Annotated in this window: 19 protein-coding genes; 2 read left to right on the forward strand and 17 right to left on the reverse strand. The window is 43.3% G+C overall.

The window, feature by feature from the left end; translation table 11 throughout:
• Window positions 1-6 precede the first annotated feature (6 nt).
• Window positions 7-162: a hypothetical protein gene (locus C5469_RS00445; protein ID WP_166300850.1), complete on the forward strand. Its 156-nt coding sequence runs from the start codon at window positions 7-9 to the stop codon at window positions 160-162.
• Window positions 163-164: 2 nt separating this feature from the next.
• Here the strand turns inward: C5469_RS00445 and C5469_RS00450 are convergent, their stop codons facing one another.
• From C5469_RS00450 to C5469_RS00535, 17 genes are all read right to left on the reverse strand, one after another.
• Complete coding sequence (locus tag C5469_RS00450) at window positions 165-647, reverse strand: hypothetical protein (protein WP_166300853.1); 483 nt, start codon at window positions 645-647, stop codon at window positions 165-167.
• Window positions 647-3,478 carry an RHS repeat protein gene (locus C5469_RS00460; protein ID WP_207628615.1) on the reverse strand — a complete coding sequence of 944 codons (2,832 nt, stop codon included), beginning with the start codon at window positions 3,476-3,478 and terminating at the stop codon, window positions 647-649. The genes C5469_RS00450 and C5469_RS00460 overlap by 1 nt, the downstream gene beginning before the upstream one ends.
• Window positions 3,479-3,718: 240 nt before the next feature.
• Window positions 3,719-4,465: an SDR family oxidoreductase gene (locus C5469_RS00465; protein ID WP_166300856.1), complete on the reverse strand. Its 747-nt coding sequence runs from the start codon at window positions 4,463-4,465 to the stop codon at window positions 3,719-3,721.
• A gap of 884 nt (window positions 4,466-5,349) precedes the next feature.
• Window positions 5,350-5,541: a contact-dependent growth inhibition system immunity protein gene (locus tag C5469_RS23395; protein ID WP_242689341.1), complete on the reverse strand. Its 192-nt coding sequence runs from the start codon at window positions 5,539-5,541 to the stop codon at window positions 5,350-5,352.
• A 119-nt stretch (window positions 5,542-5,660) separates the two neighbouring features.
• The gene (locus C5469_RS00475; RefSeq protein WP_242689358.1) at window positions 5,661-6,173 is read right to left on the reverse strand and encodes an RNase A-like domain-containing protein; all 513 of its coding nucleotides are present in this window, start codon (window positions 6,171-6,173) and stop codon (window positions 5,661-5,663) included.
• Window positions 6,174-6,398: 225 nt separating this feature from the next.
• Window positions 6,399-6,710, reverse strand: a complete 312-nt coding sequence (locus tag C5469_RS00480) for a YjeO family protein (RefSeq protein WP_166300862.1) — start codon at window positions 6,708-6,710, stop codon at window positions 6,399-6,401.
• Window positions 6,711-7,193: 483 nt separating this feature from the next.
• On the reverse strand, window positions 7,194-8,084 hold the full coding sequence (gene hpaA / locus C5469_RS00485) for a 4-hydroxyphenylacetate catabolism regulatory protein HpaA (RefSeq protein ID WP_166300865.1): 891 nt from the start codon (window positions 8,082-8,084) through the stop codon (window positions 7,194-7,196).
• A gap of 25 nt (window positions 8,085-8,109) precedes the next feature.
• Entirely contained in the window at window positions 8,110-9,486 is a 1,377-nt protein-coding gene (gene hpaX, locus C5469_RS00490; protein WP_166300868.1) for a 4-hydroxyphenylacetate permease, read from the reverse strand.
• A gap of 97 nt (window positions 9,487-9,583) precedes the next feature.
• Window positions 9,584-10,390, reverse strand: a complete 807-nt coding sequence (hpaI, locus tag C5469_RS00495; RefSeq protein ID WP_166300871.1) for a 4-hydroxy-2-oxoheptanedioate aldolase — start codon at window positions 10,388-10,390, stop codon at window positions 9,584-9,586.
• 10 nt (window positions 10,391-10,400) lie between these two features.
• Window positions 10,401-11,204 carry a 2-oxo-hept-4-ene-1,7-dioate hydratase gene (gene hpaH, locus C5469_RS00500; protein ID WP_166300874.1) on the reverse strand — a complete coding sequence of 268 codons (804 nt, stop codon included), beginning with the start codon at window positions 11,202-11,204 and terminating at the stop codon, window positions 10,401-10,403.
• A gap of 4 nt (window positions 11,205-11,208) precedes the next feature.
• Complete coding sequence (locus C5469_RS00505; RefSeq protein WP_166300877.1) at window positions 11,209-12,681, reverse strand: NAD-dependent succinate-semialdehyde dehydrogenase; 1,473 nt, start codon at window positions 12,679-12,681, stop codon at window positions 11,209-11,211.
• Window positions 12,671-13,903, reverse strand: a complete 1,233-nt coding sequence (locus tag C5469_RS00510) for a Bcr/CflA family multidrug efflux MFS transporter (protein ID WP_166300880.1) — start codon at window positions 13,901-13,903, stop codon at window positions 12,671-12,673. The genes C5469_RS00505 and C5469_RS00510 overlap by 11 nt, the downstream gene beginning before the upstream one ends.
• A gap of 2 nt (window positions 13,904-13,905) precedes the next feature.
• The gene (locus tag C5469_RS00515; RefSeq protein WP_166300883.1) at window positions 13,906-14,292 is read right to left on the reverse strand and encodes a 5-carboxymethyl-2-hydroxymuconate Delta-isomerase; all 387 of its coding nucleotides are present in this window, start codon (window positions 14,290-14,292) and stop codon (window positions 13,906-13,908) included.
• 13 nt (window positions 14,293-14,305) lie between these two features.
• Window positions 14,306-15,184 (reverse strand): 3,4-dihydroxyphenylacetate 2,3-dioxygenase, encoded by an 879-nt coding sequence (gene hpaD, locus C5469_RS00520; RefSeq protein ID WP_166300886.1) that lies wholly within the window; start codon window positions 15,182-15,184, stop codon window positions 14,306-14,308.
• A gap of 64 nt (window positions 15,185-15,248) precedes the next feature.
• Entirely contained in the window at window positions 15,249-16,715 is a 1,467-nt protein-coding gene (gene hpaE / locus C5469_RS00525; RefSeq protein WP_166300889.1) for a 5-carboxymethyl-2-hydroxymuconate semialdehyde dehydrogenase, read from the reverse strand.
• Window positions 16,715-17,476, reverse strand: a complete 762-nt coding sequence (locus tag C5469_RS00530) for a fumarylacetoacetate hydrolase family protein (protein ID WP_166300892.1) — start codon at window positions 17,474-17,476, stop codon at window positions 16,715-16,717. Before C5469_RS00530 ends, hpaE begins: the two co-directional genes overlap by 1 nt.
• Window positions 17,473-18,105, reverse strand: coding sequence for a fumarylacetoacetate hydrolase family protein (locus C5469_RS00535; protein ID WP_166300895.1), 633 nt, complete (start codon window positions 18,103-18,105; stop codon window positions 17,473-17,475). Before C5469_RS00535 ends, C5469_RS00530 begins: the two co-directional genes overlap by 4 nt.
• Before the next feature lie 516 nt (window positions 18,106-18,621).
• Between C5469_RS00535 and hpaR the strand changes: the two genes are divergently transcribed.
• Complete coding sequence (gene hpaR, locus C5469_RS00540) at window positions 18,622-19,059, forward strand: homoprotocatechuate degradation operon regulator HpaR (protein WP_166300898.1); 438 nt, start codon at window positions 18,622-18,624, stop codon at window positions 19,057-19,059.
• Window positions 19,060-19,320: the final 261 nt, after the last annotated feature.

A 19,320-nucleotide genomic window follows, 5' to 3' on the forward strand; every position in this document is an offset into this window, starting at 1 on the left:
TGGTAAATGGCTGTCATCAGTGGTACGGCAGGCAGCTTTAGTTGGACGATTGTTAAGATGTTACTGGATGTCGGCTATCTGGCGGTCACGTTGGGTCATAGGTGTTTCTTCCTGGAAGAAACACCTCATTCAATTGTAATTATTTCAAATTGTTATAAATAAATTTATTCAACGGGTTGCAATGAAACAGCCATTTCCAAAGCAATTTTTGAATAATTTACCCCACTATCTACGGCAGGCTGTAGTTTTAATTCATCAAGTGCATAAACAATAGCGGCTCTATAACCAATTCGAAAAAGTATGACATCATCTTTGTTGTTTACATAAATACCAACAGTACATATAGCGCCATCACTTAATTTCAAATCAATGGTGTTGTTCATGCCGAAATTGTCCTGACCGGCAATATATGCATCGCAGATAACACCAGAAAGAAACAACAGAGGCATCTTCCGTTGTTTGATATTTTTCCACCAGTCTGGCGATCCAAAAAGCCCATACTTCCCTTTAAGCCCCATTTGGGGCTTTAATTGGTTAAGCGTTAACTCTTGTGTTAATGAGATACGTTTAGCATTGGTTTTTAGCTCTTCAGAGAGTAAAAAGACGCATTTCATAGGAATACAATCTTGTTCTAAATTAAGTAACATTAATTTTTCCTCTCTGAACGGACTAGTTTGTAACCAATAATGTTGCTATTGAACGTTTCTATTGCCATACCTTGACCAAGTTGTGTTGTCATTTGCCCACCTTCTACTTTGAAGCGTGCGTTTGTTTGCATCCAATCCCCGATGCCTTTTAACATATGGGGGAATTGAACTTCAGCAGGCTTGTTGGCAGCGATACCAATTTCTTTAAGTTGCTCAAAGGTACCTGGTTTGGTTATAAATTGGACCGTATGTCCTTTGTAATCTAATGAATAAGATAAAGCCGGAGAAATAGAAGTTTCAGTGGTTGGGGGTAACTTACCGGTTTGTTGTAAATGTTCATAATGTTGCTCTGACATTGTTCGATAAAAGATCTCATTGCCATGAGCGTCAAACTCCAACACAGGATTTAACGGATTTTCTGTGCCTTTGGCGGGAATACCAGTTCCAATCGGTGTTTTAGTAAGACTAATTCTGTCTGGGTTTTGAGCGTTTTCATCAAACTTAGGCGTATATTTATCTGCCGTTTTTCCAATGACCTTGGCGGCTTGGCTTAAGGTTTGGGAGTACCCTTTTGACGCCAGTTCTGACTCAACGGGGGCTTTTTTCTTCCGACTGTTTTCCAGATTAGTAATAAATTTTTCAGCAGCGCTGTGAGCATGGGCGTATGCAGAACCCCTTAGCTCTCTAATACCACCGAGATACTGCCTAATATCTTCAATATTATAATGTTTGAATCCAGCGACTACATTGCGTGTCAATGAGACTAAGGACGGTGGTGATTGTACTGTCTCAGTTCGAGATGATGTCGGCTCTAACATTCGGCCATCTGTGTCTATAAAGGTGACGGGATTATTGCGCACCATTTGGTACAAATTCAGTCCATCTACAGTTCCGGCTGGATCGGCACTTAGCCATCTACCTATCCACGGCTGATAATACCGGAATCCATAATAATACAATCCCGTTGCATCTCTTTCTTTGCCTGAGTACCGGATAGTCTTGTAATTGGCTTCTGTCCTATTCTTTGCCGCCCATAAAGCGGTACCGCCAAATGGATAGTACTCTTCCTGACTAATAATTTGCCCTTCATGATCCAGTTCAAGTTGGCTGGAGCCAATCAAATTATCAAAGCTGTAGCGTAGCTGATTGTTGCTGATGTCTGCTGGTGGTGGGGTTTCCCAGTGCAATACTCGCACTTGTGCGTGACCCGCCGTCCCTACCGTAATAACATGCAGGTTTTCTGTTATAGCGTTGCCATTTTGTGTTGTACGTAGTTCCAGCCCGGGAAGATAAGTGACTCGCTGTTGTTGTGGGCTGTTACCGGTTTGCTGCTCATTAACTTTTAACAGCCGCATTCCGTTACTGTCATAACGATACCATTCCCGGTCACTGATATTTTCATGATTCACCGATGTTACCTGTTGCAGTTCACCCCGTGCGTTCCAGCTCAGATTTTGCCCCGGCATCAGCAATTTTTGATGTCCGCCAGTATCAAACAACGCATCTACCTGTGCCGGATCAGTCGTTAGTGAATCCAGCACTGCACGGTTACTGTTATTCGATATTGTCAGATTTGTAGTATAGTTATTTTGAGTGGCTGGTGAGCTGTGCTGGATTTTGGTCAGGTTACCACTGCGATCATGGGTGTAAGTCCGGAGATAATTGGTGTAGGTATTATTATCATAAGGGAGAGCGGGGGAGGGAAATTGATGCTTTTGCTGACCGATATTTGCCATCTCACGGCCTGTTGCACGGATGAGCTGGTACAGGGAATCGTAAGTATAGGTATTTTCCGGCACCACTTTCTGATTGTGCCAGAAGCGGGTGGCTTCTGCGTCGTTACGGATGCTTATCACGTTGCCCACTGGGTCATATTCATAGCGTAAATCTTGTAACACTTGGGAGTCTGACGGGCGGTATGTTTTGATACCGATAAGCCGCTGAGTTTCCGGTTCATAGGTGTATTCGGTGATAACGCCGTTACCATGTTCTTCACGCAGTTTCTGGCCTGCGGCAGAATAGGTTAGGGATTTGATAATGATTTGTTCGCTCTGACCTTTCATGGTTAACCAACTGTTTTTCAGTTGTCCAGCAATATCATAGGCCAGATGTTGTACATTATCTTTTGCATCTATCTGAGTCAGTAAAGTACCGGTAGCATCAAAAGTACTTTGTGTGGTGTAAGTGTCGTTGTTCAGTTTCGCCTGCCAGCTGGTTTCGTTATCGCCTACCCAATCTGTTTCCTGATCATCGGTCAGTAATTGACGAGACTGAGATAATATGTTTTTGGTTAGCGACAATCCTCTCAGTTGATTCAAGCCTGCGGTATCGTAGTGGCGCACACACTGACCCGCGAGGTTATAATTTTTCTCTTCTGGTGTATTCCCAGCCCAGATAAAGCGTTCAGTGACGCGGGGTGCTTTTTCGGGTATTTGCTCAGTGATTGACAACAGGCGGCCTGGTAAGGAAGAGTCTTCATATTGCCGGATTTGTATGACTCCGGCTGCAAGTTTTGTCAGTACCAAACGGCCTTCAATATCATTGAGAGTGACAGTGCAGCCTGCATCCACGCTCTCTGTTCGTAGGAGATTACCGGTCAGATCGTATTGCCAGATAAAGTTAGGCTGTACTGAGTTAGTATCATACAAACGTGGATCAATGCTGTAGTTCAAATATCCGCGGGTATCATATTGATGGCGGGTAATACGGGTATCTGTATTACCTTCTGCAAAGGTACGATGGAAGTCGATATTACGGATAGTCAGGCCACGGTTATCGTAGACGCTGACTGAGGGAGTATGTTGATAAAGTTTTGGGTCAATGTTTTTCATGATTTACCTCTTTGTTATATTTACGAATTTCTATCATTAAGTTTTATTTGCATGAAGTTGTATGAGCGAGCTGATATATCATTTATCCAAGCGGTAGTAATCAGATGTGCCATCAATATGCCTGCCCATGCCAATTAATAATACATCTTGGGTATTAATTCAGGGGTAATTGAAAATATGGGTCGCTTTTCATTTTCTGGTCTGTTTTCTATGTATAGATAGATTCAATTCAACCGGGGCTTATTTCCCTCCGGCTAGATCAATAAAATTTCCGGTTACGTATGAAGCTTCATCCGACAGTAGCCAGGCTATAGCCTGTGCGACTTCTTCTGGTTGCCCGCCACGTTTCATTGGGAGGGAATTTTTTACCCGATCGACTCGATTTGGCTCGCCACCATCGGAGTGCATATTGGTATAGATAAATCCAGGACGAACAGCGTTTACTCGAATGCCTTGATCTGCGACTTCTAAAGACAGACCGATAGTCAAAGTATCGATCGCACCTTTCGATACGGCATAATCTATGTATTCGTGCGGTGAACCCAGTCGGGATGCGGCTGATGAAACATTGACGATTGAGCCACCTTGCCCGCCATATCGGAAAGACATTCTTTTAACCGCTTCCCGTGCACAGAGAAAACTTCCTACGACATTGGTGGCAAAAATATTATTCAGGCGGTCAGCGGTTAGTTGCTCAATTGATGCTTGTGGTTTGAGAAGGCCGGCATTATTTACCAAGCCGGTTATATATCCAAGTTCTTTATCGGTTCTCTGGAAGAGTTCTACAACTTGTTTTTCATCAGCAATATTGACCTGAATGGCGATAGCCTTACCGCCCATATTATGAATAATTTCTGTGACCTCCTGAGCTTGATCTTGATTAGTGTGGTAGCCAATACAAATGTGATGCCCTTTCTCTACCAGATAAAAAGCCGTTGCGCGACCAATGCCACGTGATCCACCAGTAATTAATGTAATTTTTTGCATAATGTTCTCATTTAAATTTTTATATTAAGAAATTAAATATCAAACGCGTTGATATTAATCTACCGTTGAACCAAAAACAAATTTTTGCATATGGTATAGAAATATTTTCAATATTGTCATTGTTATTTATATAATTTTTTTTATTTAAATATAAAATAATTTATTTATTATGCTGAGAGTGTTGTGGGGATTTTTTTATAAAGCCAGATATTGATTTATTCTATCGGTAATAATGTTGAAGAAAAAATATTCTATATTTTTATTTTATCTAAATTGGACTTATTTATATGTGATTAATGTTCTTAAAGTTTGGTTAATAAATGGCATGGTCTATCATTGAATAGCGCTTTTGAAGTATAATGTATAATTATTTATTACCTTCAAAAGCACTTGTTTTTACTTGAAAATTTTACAGAGAGAAAATTGATTTATTTATCCTTTTCAAGGTGTTAATTTATAAAATATTGCATTATCTGGGATATATTATCCAAGTGATCTAATATAATATCAATAGTTTTCCGCAATTTCTGTTCAAATTCATCGTAATGCAAGTTCTCAGAGTTTTTTTTGATATCTATAACATACTTGATAAGTAAATTAATACTGTCTACCAATACTATTGGTACGGCATTAATATAATTTCATCGCAATTCATTGAACATCTTGCTAAATAATTCATAATCTTGACGTTCAATAGCTTGTTTAAACTTATCTATATACTGTAATCTTTCTTTAATTTCCATTGAATTAAACCTCTTTATTTATTTTTTCATTTAGGAATACTTTGACTATTCATCTTGTTTAATATGCTCGTTTAAAAAATCCTGTGCTTTTTTTGATACATACTTTAGAAACTCAAGTGCTGTGGTGTCCCATAATTTAGGTCAAAAACTAGAACTATAATAGAGAGCTTGAAAGTCTTTCTCTATGTTTTCTGAATTATGGATAAAAGACTCTATCTCCTCTATTAGATTTTTCTTCATTGCTTCATTGGTGGTATCAAGGTAGTCATTGATGACATCATCGAGCTCAGGACTAGATATTATGTCATAGTCTTGATTGAAATAAGCAAACATTCAGCGATTTAGTTCCATTTTTCTGTCCTAAGATCTTAATATGAGGGAAACGCTGTTAATATATAATACAATTTACCATTAAATTCGGAATGGATTAAAATTATTCTAACTTTATATAATTATTGCAAATTTTCAGATTCTTTAATAAATCTGAAACCAACAGGTGTGTTTGAGATGTAATCTATCTCTTGCCTTACTCCTTTTGGGGTATATTTTAATAAAGTGGTTATTTTTATCTGATTACTCTTTAAGGTTTTTGAAATCACTTTCTCTGCAACATCTTGATTATAAAATGTGCTTGCTTCTCTTAATCTTCCTCTACTGTTTAGTATTCTAGCCCTCAATTCCTGCTCAGATAACCCAACATGTTTAGCTAAAGTATGACCGCCCGGTTTTAAACCTGTAGGCGATTTATGCTCAATTAATTTAATTCTGCCTACCCGTACGGAGGCGACTCTAATCGCACCCACCATTGAAGCAAATGACAACGGGACAGCAATATCGACGGTGAGTCCTATTTCAGAAGCGGTGTAATCATCAGCACCAAATTCTTTTGCTAGTTCTACCGCCGCGCGATAAGTTTCCGCCGCTGTTTCTCTGCCAGTCATCATTTGACTGACAGAAGCATTCATCACATCAAGACTGTGTGCCCCAACAATAACACAGGCAGCCTTTAGTATAATTTACATTTGTCAAAGAGAATAAAAGTATGAAAATGAAAAAAATCGTAATAGGTATAGAATCAAAGCATACAAAACGGACTTAAGAATTTGAGCTATCCGGGTGTCATGTCTGTGACAACCGCGTTTATATTCAGGCAGCATTTGCTAGCCGCCACCTGAATATCTGAAATTATTCTAAATACATATCATTAGCCTGATAAAAAAACGCCATATCCAATATGCCAGTAAAGCCAATGTCATTACATTAAAGGAAAATGATTTGAATCTTTTTTTTACAGCTGAATAAATTAATGGAGATACAATTAGTAAACATACGGGAGCAAATACATCACGGTTATCATCTATAATTTCTTTATAAACAACACAAATGTCTTTTATATCCCGATCACCTATATAATGTTCTTCTTCCAAATATGACATCGTATATATGAATAAGGCGCAAAAGGTGGTATAAAGGGTATTTAAGGCTATGGCTGATTTGCGCATTATAAGATGCCCATTATTGAGTTTTTTCTTTTTTCTAAAGTTATTTTGTCGGATTCACTATATTCTCTGTTGCTGAGTGACCATTTATAACGTATGAAGGCTGTAGCATCAGAACGTCGGAATCCAAACTCATTTACCGTATAGTAAGGATCTTTCATATGTGGTTTCCTTGTCTTTAATAAATTTATCTATATCATCGGCACTCCTATTGCCATCATTTTATCCGTCGAAATTCCAGTAAGTTACATAGTCCAGTATATGCAGAATTTTAATTCTGGGAAGAGGTTTTGTAATAAAAACTCTTGAGTCTAAGGGAAATTAATAACGGAGAGCATAAAGTGCCAGAAAACAGATAGCATGGTAATCATCATCCGATTGTAGTTTAAAGAGGATGCTGTCTATTGATATGAAAATTTTCTGGTTTCATATTTACTTTAGGATTGAAATAAGAAGTGCTAGTATTGATATAGTCAATATTAGTATTTATTTTTCATGAATATTTCTTTCCCGCCAAAAACTGGGGGAGCAGCCAACTAATCTATTAAAGAAACGAGCAAAATAGGCGGGATCTTTGAATCCAAGCTGATAGGCAATTTCAAATACGGCACAATCACTGAATAACAGTAGTCGTTTAGCCTCACGTAGCTGGCGATCAAAAATCAATCTTTTAGGTGGGCGGTTGGCAAACCGTCGGCACATATCTTTTAACCGCGATTCTGTAATGCCTAGTTTGTTGGCATATTCCGGTACGGAAAGGTGATGATGGTAATAGTTGTCTATTAGTTGGTTAAATCGCTGAAATATTTTAATTTCCCCGCGTACACCATTAACAGGATGGTCATCAAGAGGAATATTGCGCAGTAGCAAAGTGAATAATGCTTGCGCTAAAAATGTCAATGATTGTTCCCTCCCGGCAAAGTTATTAGATGATTCGCGAGCTATCAGCGCCCAGTAATGGTTAAAAGCGTCTAATTCTGTCGGTTTATCTGCGACAGATAAGCAAATAGCTGGAATATCAAGAACATCTTTGTTTACTGGATAGAGTGATTCCAATAGCGGTAATATCAGTTCCTGTCGCACGGTAAGGACATATCCGTCACTGTCATCTTGAGTAAAAAAAGCATGAGGAACAGATGGTGGTGTCAGGATAAACAGCGGTGCTTGTACAGAATAGTGTTGCTCATCTAACTGTAATTCAATATGTCCGGTGATCAGAAAATGAAGTTGGAAGAAACCATCATGACGATGAGCCTGCATGTTACGACCGAAAAATGCAGCCATTCGGCCAAATGTTTGATAATGCACATCATCAGTGCCTTGAGTCTCATCATAGTCTTTGCTGATATCAATATTGGCAATGATAGGCTCAATCATGACGGTTTTTCCTTTTTATTGAAAATTATGGCATTGCTCTCTGTCTGGAATGTTTCATTGGGATCGCCCAGATAATAGCGGCACCAATGACCAGTAATCCGGCAACGAAATAGAGACCAGTATTAAAGCTCCCTGTCTGATCTTTCAGCCAGCCGATTAATAATGGGCTGAGTGCTGAACCTATGTTACCTGTAGCGCTAATAACTGCAATGCCGATCGCTCTTGCACGTAAGCTGATAGCTTGATCCGGCGTTGTCCAGAAGACCGCCATTGCGGTAAATGAACCGGTTGAAGCCATAATAATCCCAGTCAGTTGAATGACACTGTGGTTGGTTAATGAGGTCAATATCCAGCCCGCGGCAGCGAACAGATAGGGCAGAGCTGTATGGACTTTACGTTCTTGTAACCGGTCTGAACGGCGACTCCAGTAAACCATCCCAATAATGGTACAAAACTGAGGAATAGCGGTCAGAATGCCGATCGTGATGTTACTGCTGCCCTGATTGAAGCTTTGCACAATCTGCGGCGTCCAGATATTAATCGCGCTCAGTGTGTTGGTCAGACAGAAATAGGACAGAATATACATCAGCATGATTGGAGCGAAAATCTCACGCCATATACTGCGTTTTTGCATTGCCTGATGAGTGGATGAGCTTGCCGGTTGAACCAGAGCGGATTGGTCATTATCCATCATCTCTTGTAAGCATTTTTTATCTTCATCTGTCAGCCAGTTAGCTCGTTTGGGTGAATCATCAAGATAGAACCAAACGACAATTCCCAGTAATACCGAAGGAAAACCTTCCAGTAGGAATAACCATTGCCAGCCGTGAAGGTTCAGGAGGCCATCCATTTCCAGAATATAACCGGAAGCCAGAGAACCAAAAGCCATAGTCACCGGCATTGCCACCATAAACAGCGCATTGGCACGGGCGCGATAGTAAGCCGGGAACCAGTAAGTTAGATACAACAGGATACCCGGCACGAAACCCGCTTCGGCGATACCGACCAACATACGCAAGATGTACAGACTGGTTGGTCCGGTGGCGAACATGGTGGCAGTGGAGGCGATCCCCCAGAGCACCATGATCGTAGCTATCCAGCGTCGCGCCCCGACAATACTGAGCATGATATTGCTGGGAATACCGAAGATGACATAAGTGGCATAAAATAGCGTTGCTGCCAGACCGAACATCGTCGCGTTCAGCCCAAGATCTTTACCCATTGTCAGGCCGGCAAACCCAATATTAATGCGATCCAGAAACGAGAATACAAATAAGACGAACAGGAAAATAATCAGGCGACGAAATAGCTTGTTAATGACGGATTGCTGTTGTGCCGTTAGCTGTTTATGTTGACCAGCCGGGAGATCTGGCTGTTGCACGGCGGTTGATGAATCGCTCATTGTTATTTTCCTTAATTATTGTTTTATGTGTATTACGTTGTTTAGGAAATTAAAAGCTGGTTGAGTAAGTCGGTTGTTAATACTGTGATTGCTGAGACTAATAAACACTGGATGAAGGTGCTGCCGGAAGGTCCTTACCCGCACCAAATCGTGCAGCTAGCGTTTCTGCGGCACGAGCCAGTAAAGTTGTATCAATACCAACAGCAACAAAGAGTGCGCCGAGTTTCAGGTAATGCTCAGCAACATCAGGCGCTGACATCAGAATGCCCGGTGCTTTACCTGCCGCTTTGATTTGAATGACTGCTTGCTCAATTGCGGCTTTTACTTCGGGGTGATGCGGATTATTGACAAAGCCCATATCAGAACTCAGATCCGCTGGACCGATAAAGACACCATCCACACCGTCTACTTTGAGGATTTCTGGCAGATTACGCAGTGCTTCACGGGTTTCTACCTGAACTAAGACACACATTTCATCGTTGGCACGATGAAGATAATCAGGAATTCTGTTCCAATGGGAAGCTCTTGCCAGCGCACTACCCACACCACGGATACCTGCCGGTGGATAGCGGGTTGCTCGAACCGCTTCGTAAGCCTGCTCCGCATTTTGTATCATGGGGATTAATAAAGTTTGCGCGCCCACATCCAGTAGCTGCTTGATGATCACCAGATCATTCCAGGGTGGGCGGACAATGGGATGGCTTGGATAAGGGGCAATGGCTTGCAATTGGCTTAGAATCGTTTGAACGTCGTTTGGCGCATGCTCGCCATCAATCAATAGCCAATCGAAACCGGCTCCGGCCAGTAATTCTGTACTGTAGGGGCTGCAAAGCCCCAGCCATAAACCAATTTGTGGGCGTTCTTCTTTTAGCGCCTGTTTAAATTTATTGGTTAACTGATCCATATTTCCTCCTTTAAACGAAACGGCAACTGATAGCACCGATAGGGCCGTAATCAACATGGAAGGTGTCTCCTTTACGTGCCGGAACCGGGCGAGTAAAAGATCCACTGAGAATGATTTGTCCTGCTTCAAGCTGAACACCATGTGGGGCTAGTTTGTTTGCTAACCATGCGACACCGTTAGCGGGATGATTAAGTACCGCTGCCGCCACACCGGATTCTTCAATCACGCCATTGCGATAGAGCAGGGCGCTGATCCAGCGCAGATCAAATTCTTCTGGTTTAATCGGGCGACCGCCCATAATCACACCGCCGTTGGCGGCATTGTCAGAAATCGTGTCGAACACTTTGCGCGGGCGGTGGGTTTCCGGATCGATGTTGTGGCAACGGGCATCGATCAATTCCAGTGCCGGAATGACATAATCTGTTGCGTTGTAAACATCAAACAGCGTGCAGTTTGGGCCACGTAAAGGTTTTGCCAATATGAATGCCAGTTCGACTTCGATACGGGGAACAATAAAGCGATCACAGGGAATATCGCCACCGTCAGGAAAAAACATATCATCCAACAGAGCACCATAGTCTGGCTCACTGATCTGCGAACTGGCTTGCATGGCTTTGGAGGTCAGGCCAATTTTATGGCCTTTGAGTATGCGACCTTCCGCAATTTTTAAATCTACCCATTCACGTTGAATGGCATAAGCATCATCAATGGTTATTTCCGGATGATCCAACGAGATTTGACGTATTTGTTCACGGCTTTTCTCTGCCTGATGCAGCCGGTGTGCAATCTGTGATACGACGTCTTTCTGTAACATACGGTTAAGCTCCTGTGCCCTCTATGCCACCAAAGCAGAGGTATTTCACTTCCAGATAATCTTCAATGCCGTAACGTGAGCCTTCACGTCCCAGCCCAGATTGTTTAATGCCGCCGAATGGAGCAACTTCATTAGAAATCAAACCTTCGTTGATACCTACCATGCCACTTTCCAGCGCTTCGGCTACACGGTAGATCCGGCCAATATCACGAGAGTAGAAATACGCGGCCAGACCGAATTCAGAATCATTGGCCAGATGAATAGCTTCTGCTTCGTCCCGGAATTTGAATAGTGGCGCAATGGGGCCGAATGTTTCCTCTCGGGAGATAAGCATGGATTCATTGACATCAGCCATTACGGTAGGTTCGAAGAACAAACCGCCCAGCGCATGGAGTTTCCCGCCAGCCAGTATGCGTGCACCGTGAGAAACGGCATCACTGATGTGTTCCTGCACTTTATCAATGGCTGCCTGATTGATCAGCGGACCTTGTTGTGATTTGACATCACTGGCAGGACCAACTTGCAGTGCATCGACTGCCTGTGCCAGACGTTTTGCGAATGTGTCATAAATCGTTTCCTGAACCAGAATGCGGTTAGCGCAAACACATGTTTGACCACTGTTGCGGAATTTGGCGGTCAGTGCGCCCTGTACAGCTGCATCAATATCCGCGTCATCGAAAACAATAAATGGTGCATTTCCTCCCAGTTCCAGCGATAACTTTTTCACGGTATCGGCGCTTTGTGCCATCAGTAACTTACCGACACGGGTTGAACCGGTAAAAGAGAGTTTGCGGACAATCGGGCTTTGAGTCAGAACACCGCCGATGGTTTTCGCATCGATTCCGGTGACAACATTCAGTACACCAGCCGGAATGCCAGCCTGTTCAGCCAGCGCCGCCAAAGCCAGAGCTGAAAGTGGTGTTTCTGAAGCGGGTTTCAGTACCACAGTACAGCCGGCTGCCAGTGCAGGGCCAACTTTGCGGGTGATCATGGCATTAGGAAAATTCCACGGTGTGATAGCGGCAACAACACCGATAGGCTGCTTGATAGTGATGAGCCGACGGCCCGGTAGAGGGCTTGGAATGGTTTCACCGTAAGTACGCTTACCTTCTTCCGCAAACCACTCAATGAAATTGGCGCCATAAGCGATCTCTCCCATTGCTTCTGCTTGTGGTTTCCCTTGTTCCAGACTTAGTAATTCAGCTAGTGCTTGTTGATTTTCCATTATTAACTGGAACCAGCGTTGCAGAAGTTGGCTACGTTGCTTGGCGGTCATTGCTCTCCATGCCGGTAGGGCTTGTTGAGCCGCTTCAATGGCGCGTTCTGTTTCAGCAGAACCCAGATCACTGACTTGTGCAATAACTTCTCCATTTGCTGGATTAATCACATTAAAAGTCACTTTGTTATCGGCATCGATCCATTGTCCGTTGATATAAGCTTGCTGACGCAGTAGTGCGATATTGACATTATTTGTCATTGTTTTTTTCTCCGGGAGACACCTGAGTGAATTGCATCTGTTGGCGAAAAGTTGCCAGTTGCTGGCATAACCAACCTAGTCCAGCGCACACTGCCATCACAAGAGCCATAGCAAAAGGGGTTTCATCCTGTAATAAAGAAACCGCAACGCTGGCGAGTGCAGCCATAGCGAATTGTGTGGAAATAGCGAGTGCGCTGGCGCTGCCGGCAAACTGACCACGATGTTGAAGTAATAAAGAGAGGCCATTAGTACCAATGGTATTAACCAGCGATATAACCAGTACAACCAAAATAACGATAATAGTAAGATTTTGCTGATAAAAAATAACCAGCAAAATACTAAACAGTAATTGCGCACTGGTTTGGATCAATAACAGACGGGAAAGGTTGTAAGCTTTTAGTAGCCGGACATTGAGCAGCACCATAGCGATCATGCCCAATACGTTACAGCCGAACAGTAATCCGTAATAATTCGCTGGAACCTGAAAATAATTGATATAAACGAAAGGTGAGCCGCTGATAAAAGCAAACATGGCGGCAGAAGAGAACGCCACCGTGCCGATAGTTGCCATTGCTTCACCGTTAGCCAGTAACTTGCCGTAGTTTTTGAACGTGGTGATAAGTTTTCCGCCGCTATTATTATTGGCAGGCAGTGTTTCTGGTAATAAAAACAATAATAATAATCCGCTGATACAGCCGACCAAGGTTAGCAGAATAAATATTGACTGCCAGTTGAAGTAGGTTAACAGTAGACCACCGAGTAACGGTGCGATAAGTGGCGCTATCATAGTTACCAAAGTCATGAGTGACAACACCCGCGGTAATTCCTGTGGGCCATAGATATCACGGGCGATAGCTCTGGCCATCACAACCGCGGCACCGCTGCCAAATGCTTGTAATGCGCGGAGTAAAATCAGATGTTCAACTTGTGTCACCTGTGTACACAACATACTGGCAACGACGAATAACACCATACCACTGAGCAACAGTTTTCTTCGCCCTAAACGATCGCTCAATGGGCCATATAACAGCATTCCAATACAGAAACCGATGAAAAATGCGCCCAAGGTATATTGCATCTGCCCTTGTGTTGCTTGTAATTGCCTTGCCATTTCAGGCAAGGCAGGCAGATACATATCAACTGACAGAGGCCCGAATGCCACCAATGAGCCCAATAAAGGGATCAACCAGCGCGGGGGATGTTGATTAAAGGGCTTCGGCATCATTATTCCTTACGAAATAAGGCGTGGACGTTGTTTTGTTTGTAGTTTAATACTGGGTCCAATTCTTCCATCGTAAAAGAGAGGGCAAGATAGCGTTGTGCCATCAGTGAGGCAAAGTGTTCTTTAATCAGCGTGAATAACATCTCGCCGACCTGTTGACGGCTTTCAAGACTGCGTCCAGCGCCGATTTTCAATGTCATATGGACGAATGCATAATCATGTTTACCGTCAGCCATGTGCCAGGTATCCAGCCAGATGGCGCGACTGCGGATTCCTCCCAATGGGAAAATGCCAGTCTCCGCCAAAGCCTGATTCACTTTGCTAAACAACTCTGGCAGATTGGCTTGTTCACGAATATTTTCCGTACATTCAGCATAAAAATGTGGCATAGGTTACTCCAAATCAGGCGATAGCGTGTTTATCGGTGATGTAATCAGGTAACGGGAATACGGCATTGACTTGTCCAGTGCCGGAACTGGCAAACAATTCAGTCAGGAATTCCACTTTACCGTCATATTTATCCCAGCCGAGTAGGCCCAACAACATCACGGTGTCGTGCATATTGCCTTCGCCATAGCAATAATCTGCATATTCCGGCAACATCTTGCAGAACTCTTTGAATTTGCCTTCCTTCCAAAGCTGAACGACTCGGTGATCCATCTGTTCATCAAATTCGCGGGTATAGCTGTTCATTCCTTCTTCTGCACGCTGATCATCAATAAAGCGGTGAGAAAGGGAACCACTGGCTAGCACGGCAACCGTACCATCATATTTTTCAATCGCTTTCAGAATGGCTTCCCCAAGACGACGACTGTCTTCGAAAGCATGGACGGTACAAAATGCGGAGACAGAGACAACTTTAAAATGTTTGTCACTGTTCATATAGCGCATTGGCACCAGAGTGCCGTACTCCAGTTTCAGGCTTGGGATTTCATGTGCTTGAGCTCGCACGCCCATATTGCGGGCTTCTTCTGCAATGATTTGTCCAAGTTCAGGATTACCGTCATATTCATAGCTCATATCACGGATGAAGTGTGGCAATTCATTACTGGTGTAAATACCGGAGAAATGGTCGGCACAGTTGATGTGATAGGCACTGTTCACCAGCCAGTGTGTATCAAATACAACAATGGTATCGACCCCCATTTCACGGCAACGGCGGCTGATTTCTTTGTGTCCATCAATAGCTCCTTGACGGCAACCGTGATGTTTTCCCGGTAGTTCAGACAGATACATGGATGGCACATGTGTAATTTTGGCTGCTAACGCTAACTTACCCATAAAATCCTCGCTTGATATCAGGACGGCAAACCGGGGTTCGCCGTGGTTAACGCAGATGAATCTGTTACACCCCCCAACGTGGGATTGGGTGATCGCCCATAGAGATACAGACGTTTTTCATCTCAGCAAACACTTCAAAACTGTATTCACCGCCTTCACGACCTGTCCCGGAGGCTTTCACGCCGCCGAATGGTTGGCGCAGATCGCGGACGTTCTGGGTATTGACGAATACCATGCCTGCTTCGATATTACGGGCCAGACGCAATACTTTGCTGACATCTTGAGTCCAGATATAAGAAGCCAGACCATACTCCACGTCATTAGCAAGACGCAGACCTTCTGCTTCATCTTTGAATGGCAGCAGACAAGCGACAGGGCCGAAGATCTCTTCCTGAGCGACGCGCATACGGTTATCAACATCCGCCAGAACTGTTGGGCGCAGGAAATTGCCGTCTTTTAGGTGCTCCGGCAAATCGGTTGGTTTATCCGGGCCGCCTGCCAGTAGCGTTGCACCTTCTTCAATCCCCAGACGGATGTAACCGGAGACTTTTTCCCAATGCTGTTTACTGATAAGTGCACCAATCTGCGTGCTTGGATCTTGTGGATCGCCAACTCGCAGGCGATTAGCACGTTCAGCAAAACGTTTAATAAATTCAGGATAGATGCTTTCCTGAATGAAAATGCGTGAGCCTGCGGTACAGCGTTCACCATTAATCGAGAAGATCGTAAATAGGGCTGCATCTATTGCGCGTTCAATGTCGGCATCTTCGAAGATCAAAACAGGCGACTTACCGCCTAGTTCCATTGAATATTTTTTCAGGCCAGCATTTTTCATAATCTGGCGACCCGTTGCGGTACCGCCGGTAAAAGAAACTGCGCGTACATCGTGATGTTTCACTAATGCATCACCGGCAGTCGCACCGTAACCTTGAACCACGTTCAGCACCCCGGCAGGAATCCCGGCTTCCAGAGCCAATTCCCCAAGCCGATCTGCGGTTAATGGAGAAAGCTCTGACATTTTCAAAACAGCGGTATTGCCCAGCGCTAGACAGGGGGCAACTTTCCAGGTAGCTGTCATGAATGGCACATTCCACGGCGATATCAGAGCACAAACACCGACTGGCTGCACCAGCGTATAGTTGAGCATCTTGTCATCGACCGGATAGGTACTGCCGTTCATTTGCTGACAAATTTCGGCAAAAAAGTTGAAATTGTGAGAAGCGCGTGGAATTAGGACATTTTGTGTCTGATGAATTGGCAGGCCGGTATCTTTGGTTTCCATTGCTGCAATTTCAGGCACATTCTCGTCAATCAGTTCCCCCAAACGGCGCATCAGACGAGCACGCTCTTTCATTGGCAGGTTAGCCCATTTCGGGAAAGCTTCCTTTGCAGCGGCAACGGCCTGATTAATCTCTTCCTGACCACCCAAAGCAACTTCAGCCAGTACTTCGCCGCTTGCAGGGTTTGTGGTTTCAAAATAATCTTTGCTGGTGACGTTTTTGCCGTTGATCCAATGATTAATCATCGTCATTACAAGCTCTCCTCATATTCTTGTTGACTGACAATACGGTTGACCAGACGCCCAACACCTTCAACCTCAACAATAACTTCATCTCCCGGTACCACATCAGCCAGCCCTTTGGGAGTACCAGTGGCGATCATGTCTCCGGGTTGCAGTGTCATAAAGTCACTCAGATAAGTAATCAGAAAGGGAATATCGAAGATCAGATCGGCAGTTGTGCCGCGCTGACGCAGTTCACCATTGACCCAGGTGCTTAATGTCAGATTATGGGGATCGGGTACGTCGGCTTTATCTGTGATCCATGGACCAATAGGCGTCAGTGTGTCGCGGCTTTTGACTCGGAGATTAGGGCGATAATAGTTTTCCAGATAGTCACGGATCGCGTAATCGTTACAGACAGTGTATCCAGCGACGTAATCCATGGCATGTTCTTTGGCGACTTTATGGGCGGTTTTGCCGATGACAACAACCAGCTCAGCTTCATAATGCATGTATTCCACATTATCAGGGCGAACGGAAAACTGGTGATGACCGGTCAGGGTATTGGATGCTTTGATAAAAACCAGCGGCTCTTCAGGTGGTTTAAATTCAAGTTCAGTGGCGTGATCAGCATAATTCAAACCGAGGGCAAATAGCGTGCCATTTGCTGGTGGTAGCCATTGCACGGATTTGTTGCTGACGTTACTGCCATCTGGCAGGCAGATATTTTCCTGATCATCAACAGTAACATTCAGATCTTGCCCCTGATAATGGACTCTTGCGTGCTTCATGCTTTTTCTCCTGCTTGCACAACCTGATTCTCCAGTGATGGGAAACCTGCTGCTCGGATGACAACCTTGTCACCCGGTTTGATGGATACACGTTGGTGTGGCGTTCCAAGCAGGATCACATCACCTTCTTGCAATGTTGCGAAATCACTTAATGCTGTGACTAATTCTGTGGCTGAGCGCACCAGATCTTTTGTTGACCAGCGATCAACTTCCTGGTCATTGATTTCAGTAATGATATCCAGCGCCTCAAGTGATTCTGGATTTGCCATTTGACCTATAGGGCAAAAACCATCACGACACTTAGCTTTAATGGCTGGGCGATAGAAAGCTGTTTCAGGCAGGCTGACTTCATTTGCTAATGCATAACCTGCGATATATTCGGCTGCATTTTCAATAGTGACTTTGCGGGCGGTTTTACCTATTACTAGTGCCAGCGTTGCACCGCTCTGAACTTCTTCACCTATAGGATGGGGAATAACGTCATTGGAGTTGATAACTGTATTCCTTGGCTTAATAAACCATACAGGTGTCTTAGGTAGGGCTTTATAAGGTTCTTGCTGAAATGAGTCATGCCAGAAATCTACCTGGCTCTGATGATTGAGGGCTACGGCGAAGACAGTGCCTTTCATTAACAACTCCTCATAAACTTAAGCAGACAGTTTTTAAGATGAATTTATTAATATATTAATAAACCATAAATTGCTTTGTTGCAATATACTAATGTTTTTGTTAATTTTAATTGTGATCTTAGTAACAATTTCTTTGCTAAATTTGTTTTTTGTCATTGTAAATCAATGTATTAATATTTTTATAAATAAAAATTTTATTTTTGTATTAACTTTTTATTAACCTTGTATTGGTATTTTATTTTTGTTTATTTATTAATATCTTTATGATTTTTTCTTTGTGGTTGGTGGTAGGACATGCTAGTCTTTTTTTATTGTGGTTATAAAATGGCATATATCCCCAATAGATTTCAAATTGCAGCGTGGTGGCAAGTGAACGCCTCCCCAGGAGCATAGATAACGATGTGACTGGGGTAAGTGAAAGCAGCCAACAAAGCAGCAGCTTGAAAGATGAAGGGTATAGACTCTCGATAGGGAATAAATCAGTGATTAACACTAAGATAAGAGCCTTCATTACTCATGCATGAATCTCTGACAATTGCATTACTTCAGGCGCGGGAAACCGCGATGGGGTTTTTTCGCCCGATCCTTAAAAGTCATAATTTGACTGAACAGCAGTGGCGTATCATTCGCGTACTGTCTGATAACCGGTCAATCGATTTTTATGATTTATCTTGTCAGACTTGCATTCTTCGTCCAAGTTTGACTGGGATACTGACACGCCTGGAGCGTGATGGATTAATCTTTCGCCTTAAGCCGATGAATGACCAACGCAAACTTTATGTTTCTTTAACGCCAGAAGGGCAGAAACTTTATGAGAAGGCAAAAGAGCAGGTGGAACAGGGATATCAGGCCATTGAAAAAGCCTTTTCACCGGAGAAGCTAGCTCAGCTTTTAGTTTTGTTGGAGGAATTGATTGCTGTGGGTGATAATCCACAAGTAGGTATTGAGAGGTAAGGAATAAGAGAGGAATCTTATTCCTATATCCTGATCCTCATACTGCCCACAGAACCGTAAATTACACGTCAGGTTCCGTTTGTCGTTGAGCAAGCAGAACAAGACCGGAAGATCCTGAAGGATCTTTCCGGCTTTTTAATCACAAATCTTTAACTTAAACAATGAGCTACGAGTTTATATGTTTATCCAGTTCTTTTTCACACGTATGCATTAGGCCAAGTATAGGATTGTCGTAATCACTATAGATTTCTAGATATCCTC

Origin of the sequence: Photorhabdus cinerea, assembly GCF_011189575.1 — a bacterium.
GTDB classification, from domain to species: Bacteria; Pseudomonadota; Gammaproteobacteria; order Enterobacterales; family Enterobacteriaceae; genus Photorhabdus; species Photorhabdus cinerea.

Coding starts and splice junctions, on each gene's coding strand:
- C5469_RS00445 (WP_166300850.1), top strand. CDS start 7: ATGGCTGTCATCAGTGGTACGGCAGGCAGCTTTAGTTGGACGATTGTT.
- C5469_RS00450 (WP_166300853.1), bottom strand. CDS start 647: ATGTTACTTAATTTAGAACAAGATTGTATTCCTATGAAATGCGTCTTT.
- C5469_RS00460 (WP_207628615.1), bottom strand. CDS start 3,478: ATGAAAAACATTGACCCAAAACTTTATCAACATACTCCCTCAGTCAGC.
- C5469_RS00465 (WP_166300856.1), bottom strand. CDS start 4,465: ATGCAAAAAATTACATTAATTACTGGTGGATCACGTGGCATTGGTCGC.
- C5469_RS23395 (WP_242689341.1), bottom strand. CDS start 5,541: ATGTTTGCTTATTTCAATCAAGACTATGACATAATATCTAGTCCTGAG.
- C5469_RS00475 (WP_242689358.1), bottom strand. CDS start 6,173: ATGAATGCTTCTGTCAGTCAAATGATGACTGGCAGAGAAACAGCGGCG.
- C5469_RS00480 (WP_166300862.1), bottom strand. CDS start 6,710: ATGCGCAAATCAGCCATAGCCTTAAATACCCTTTATACCACCTTTTGC.
- hpaA (WP_166300865.1), bottom strand. CDS start 8,084: ATGATTGAGCCTATCATTGCCAATATTGATATCAGCAAAGACTATGAT.
- hpaX (WP_166300868.1), bottom strand. CDS start 9,486: ATGAGCGATTCATCAACCGCCGTGCAACAGCCAGATCTCCCGGCTGGT.
- hpaI (WP_166300871.1), bottom strand. CDS start 10,390: ATGGATCAGTTAACCAATAAATTTAAACAGGCGCTAAAAGAAGAACGC.
- hpaH (WP_166300874.1), bottom strand. CDS start 11,204: ATGTTACAGAAAGACGTCGTATCACAGATTGCACACCGGCTGCATCAG.
- C5469_RS00505 (WP_166300877.1), bottom strand. CDS start 12,681: ATGACAAATAATGTCAATATCGCACTACTGCGTCAGCAAGCTTATATC.
- C5469_RS00510 (WP_166300880.1), bottom strand. CDS start 13,903: ATGCCGAAGCCCTTTAATCAACATCCCCCGCGCTGGTTGATCCCTTTA.
- C5469_RS00515 (WP_166300883.1), bottom strand. CDS start 14,292: ATGCCACATTTTTATGCTGAATGTACGGAAAATATTCGTGAACAAGCC.
- hpaD (WP_166300886.1), bottom strand. CDS start 15,184: ATGGGTAAGTTAGCGTTAGCAGCCAAAATTACACATGTGCCATCCATG.
- hpaE (WP_166300889.1), bottom strand. CDS start 16,715: ATGACGATGATTAATCATTGGATCAACGGCAAAAACGTCACCAGCAAA.
- C5469_RS00530 (WP_166300892.1), bottom strand. CDS start 17,476: ATGAAGCACGCAAGAGTCCATTATCAGGGGCAAGATCTGAATGTTACT.
- C5469_RS00535 (WP_166300895.1), bottom strand. CDS start 18,105: ATGAAAGGCACTGTCTTCGCCGTAGCCCTCAATCATCAGAGCCAGGTA.
- hpaR (WP_166300898.1), top strand. CDS start 18,622: ATGCATGAATCTCTGACAATTGCATTACTTCAGGCGCGGGAAACCGCG.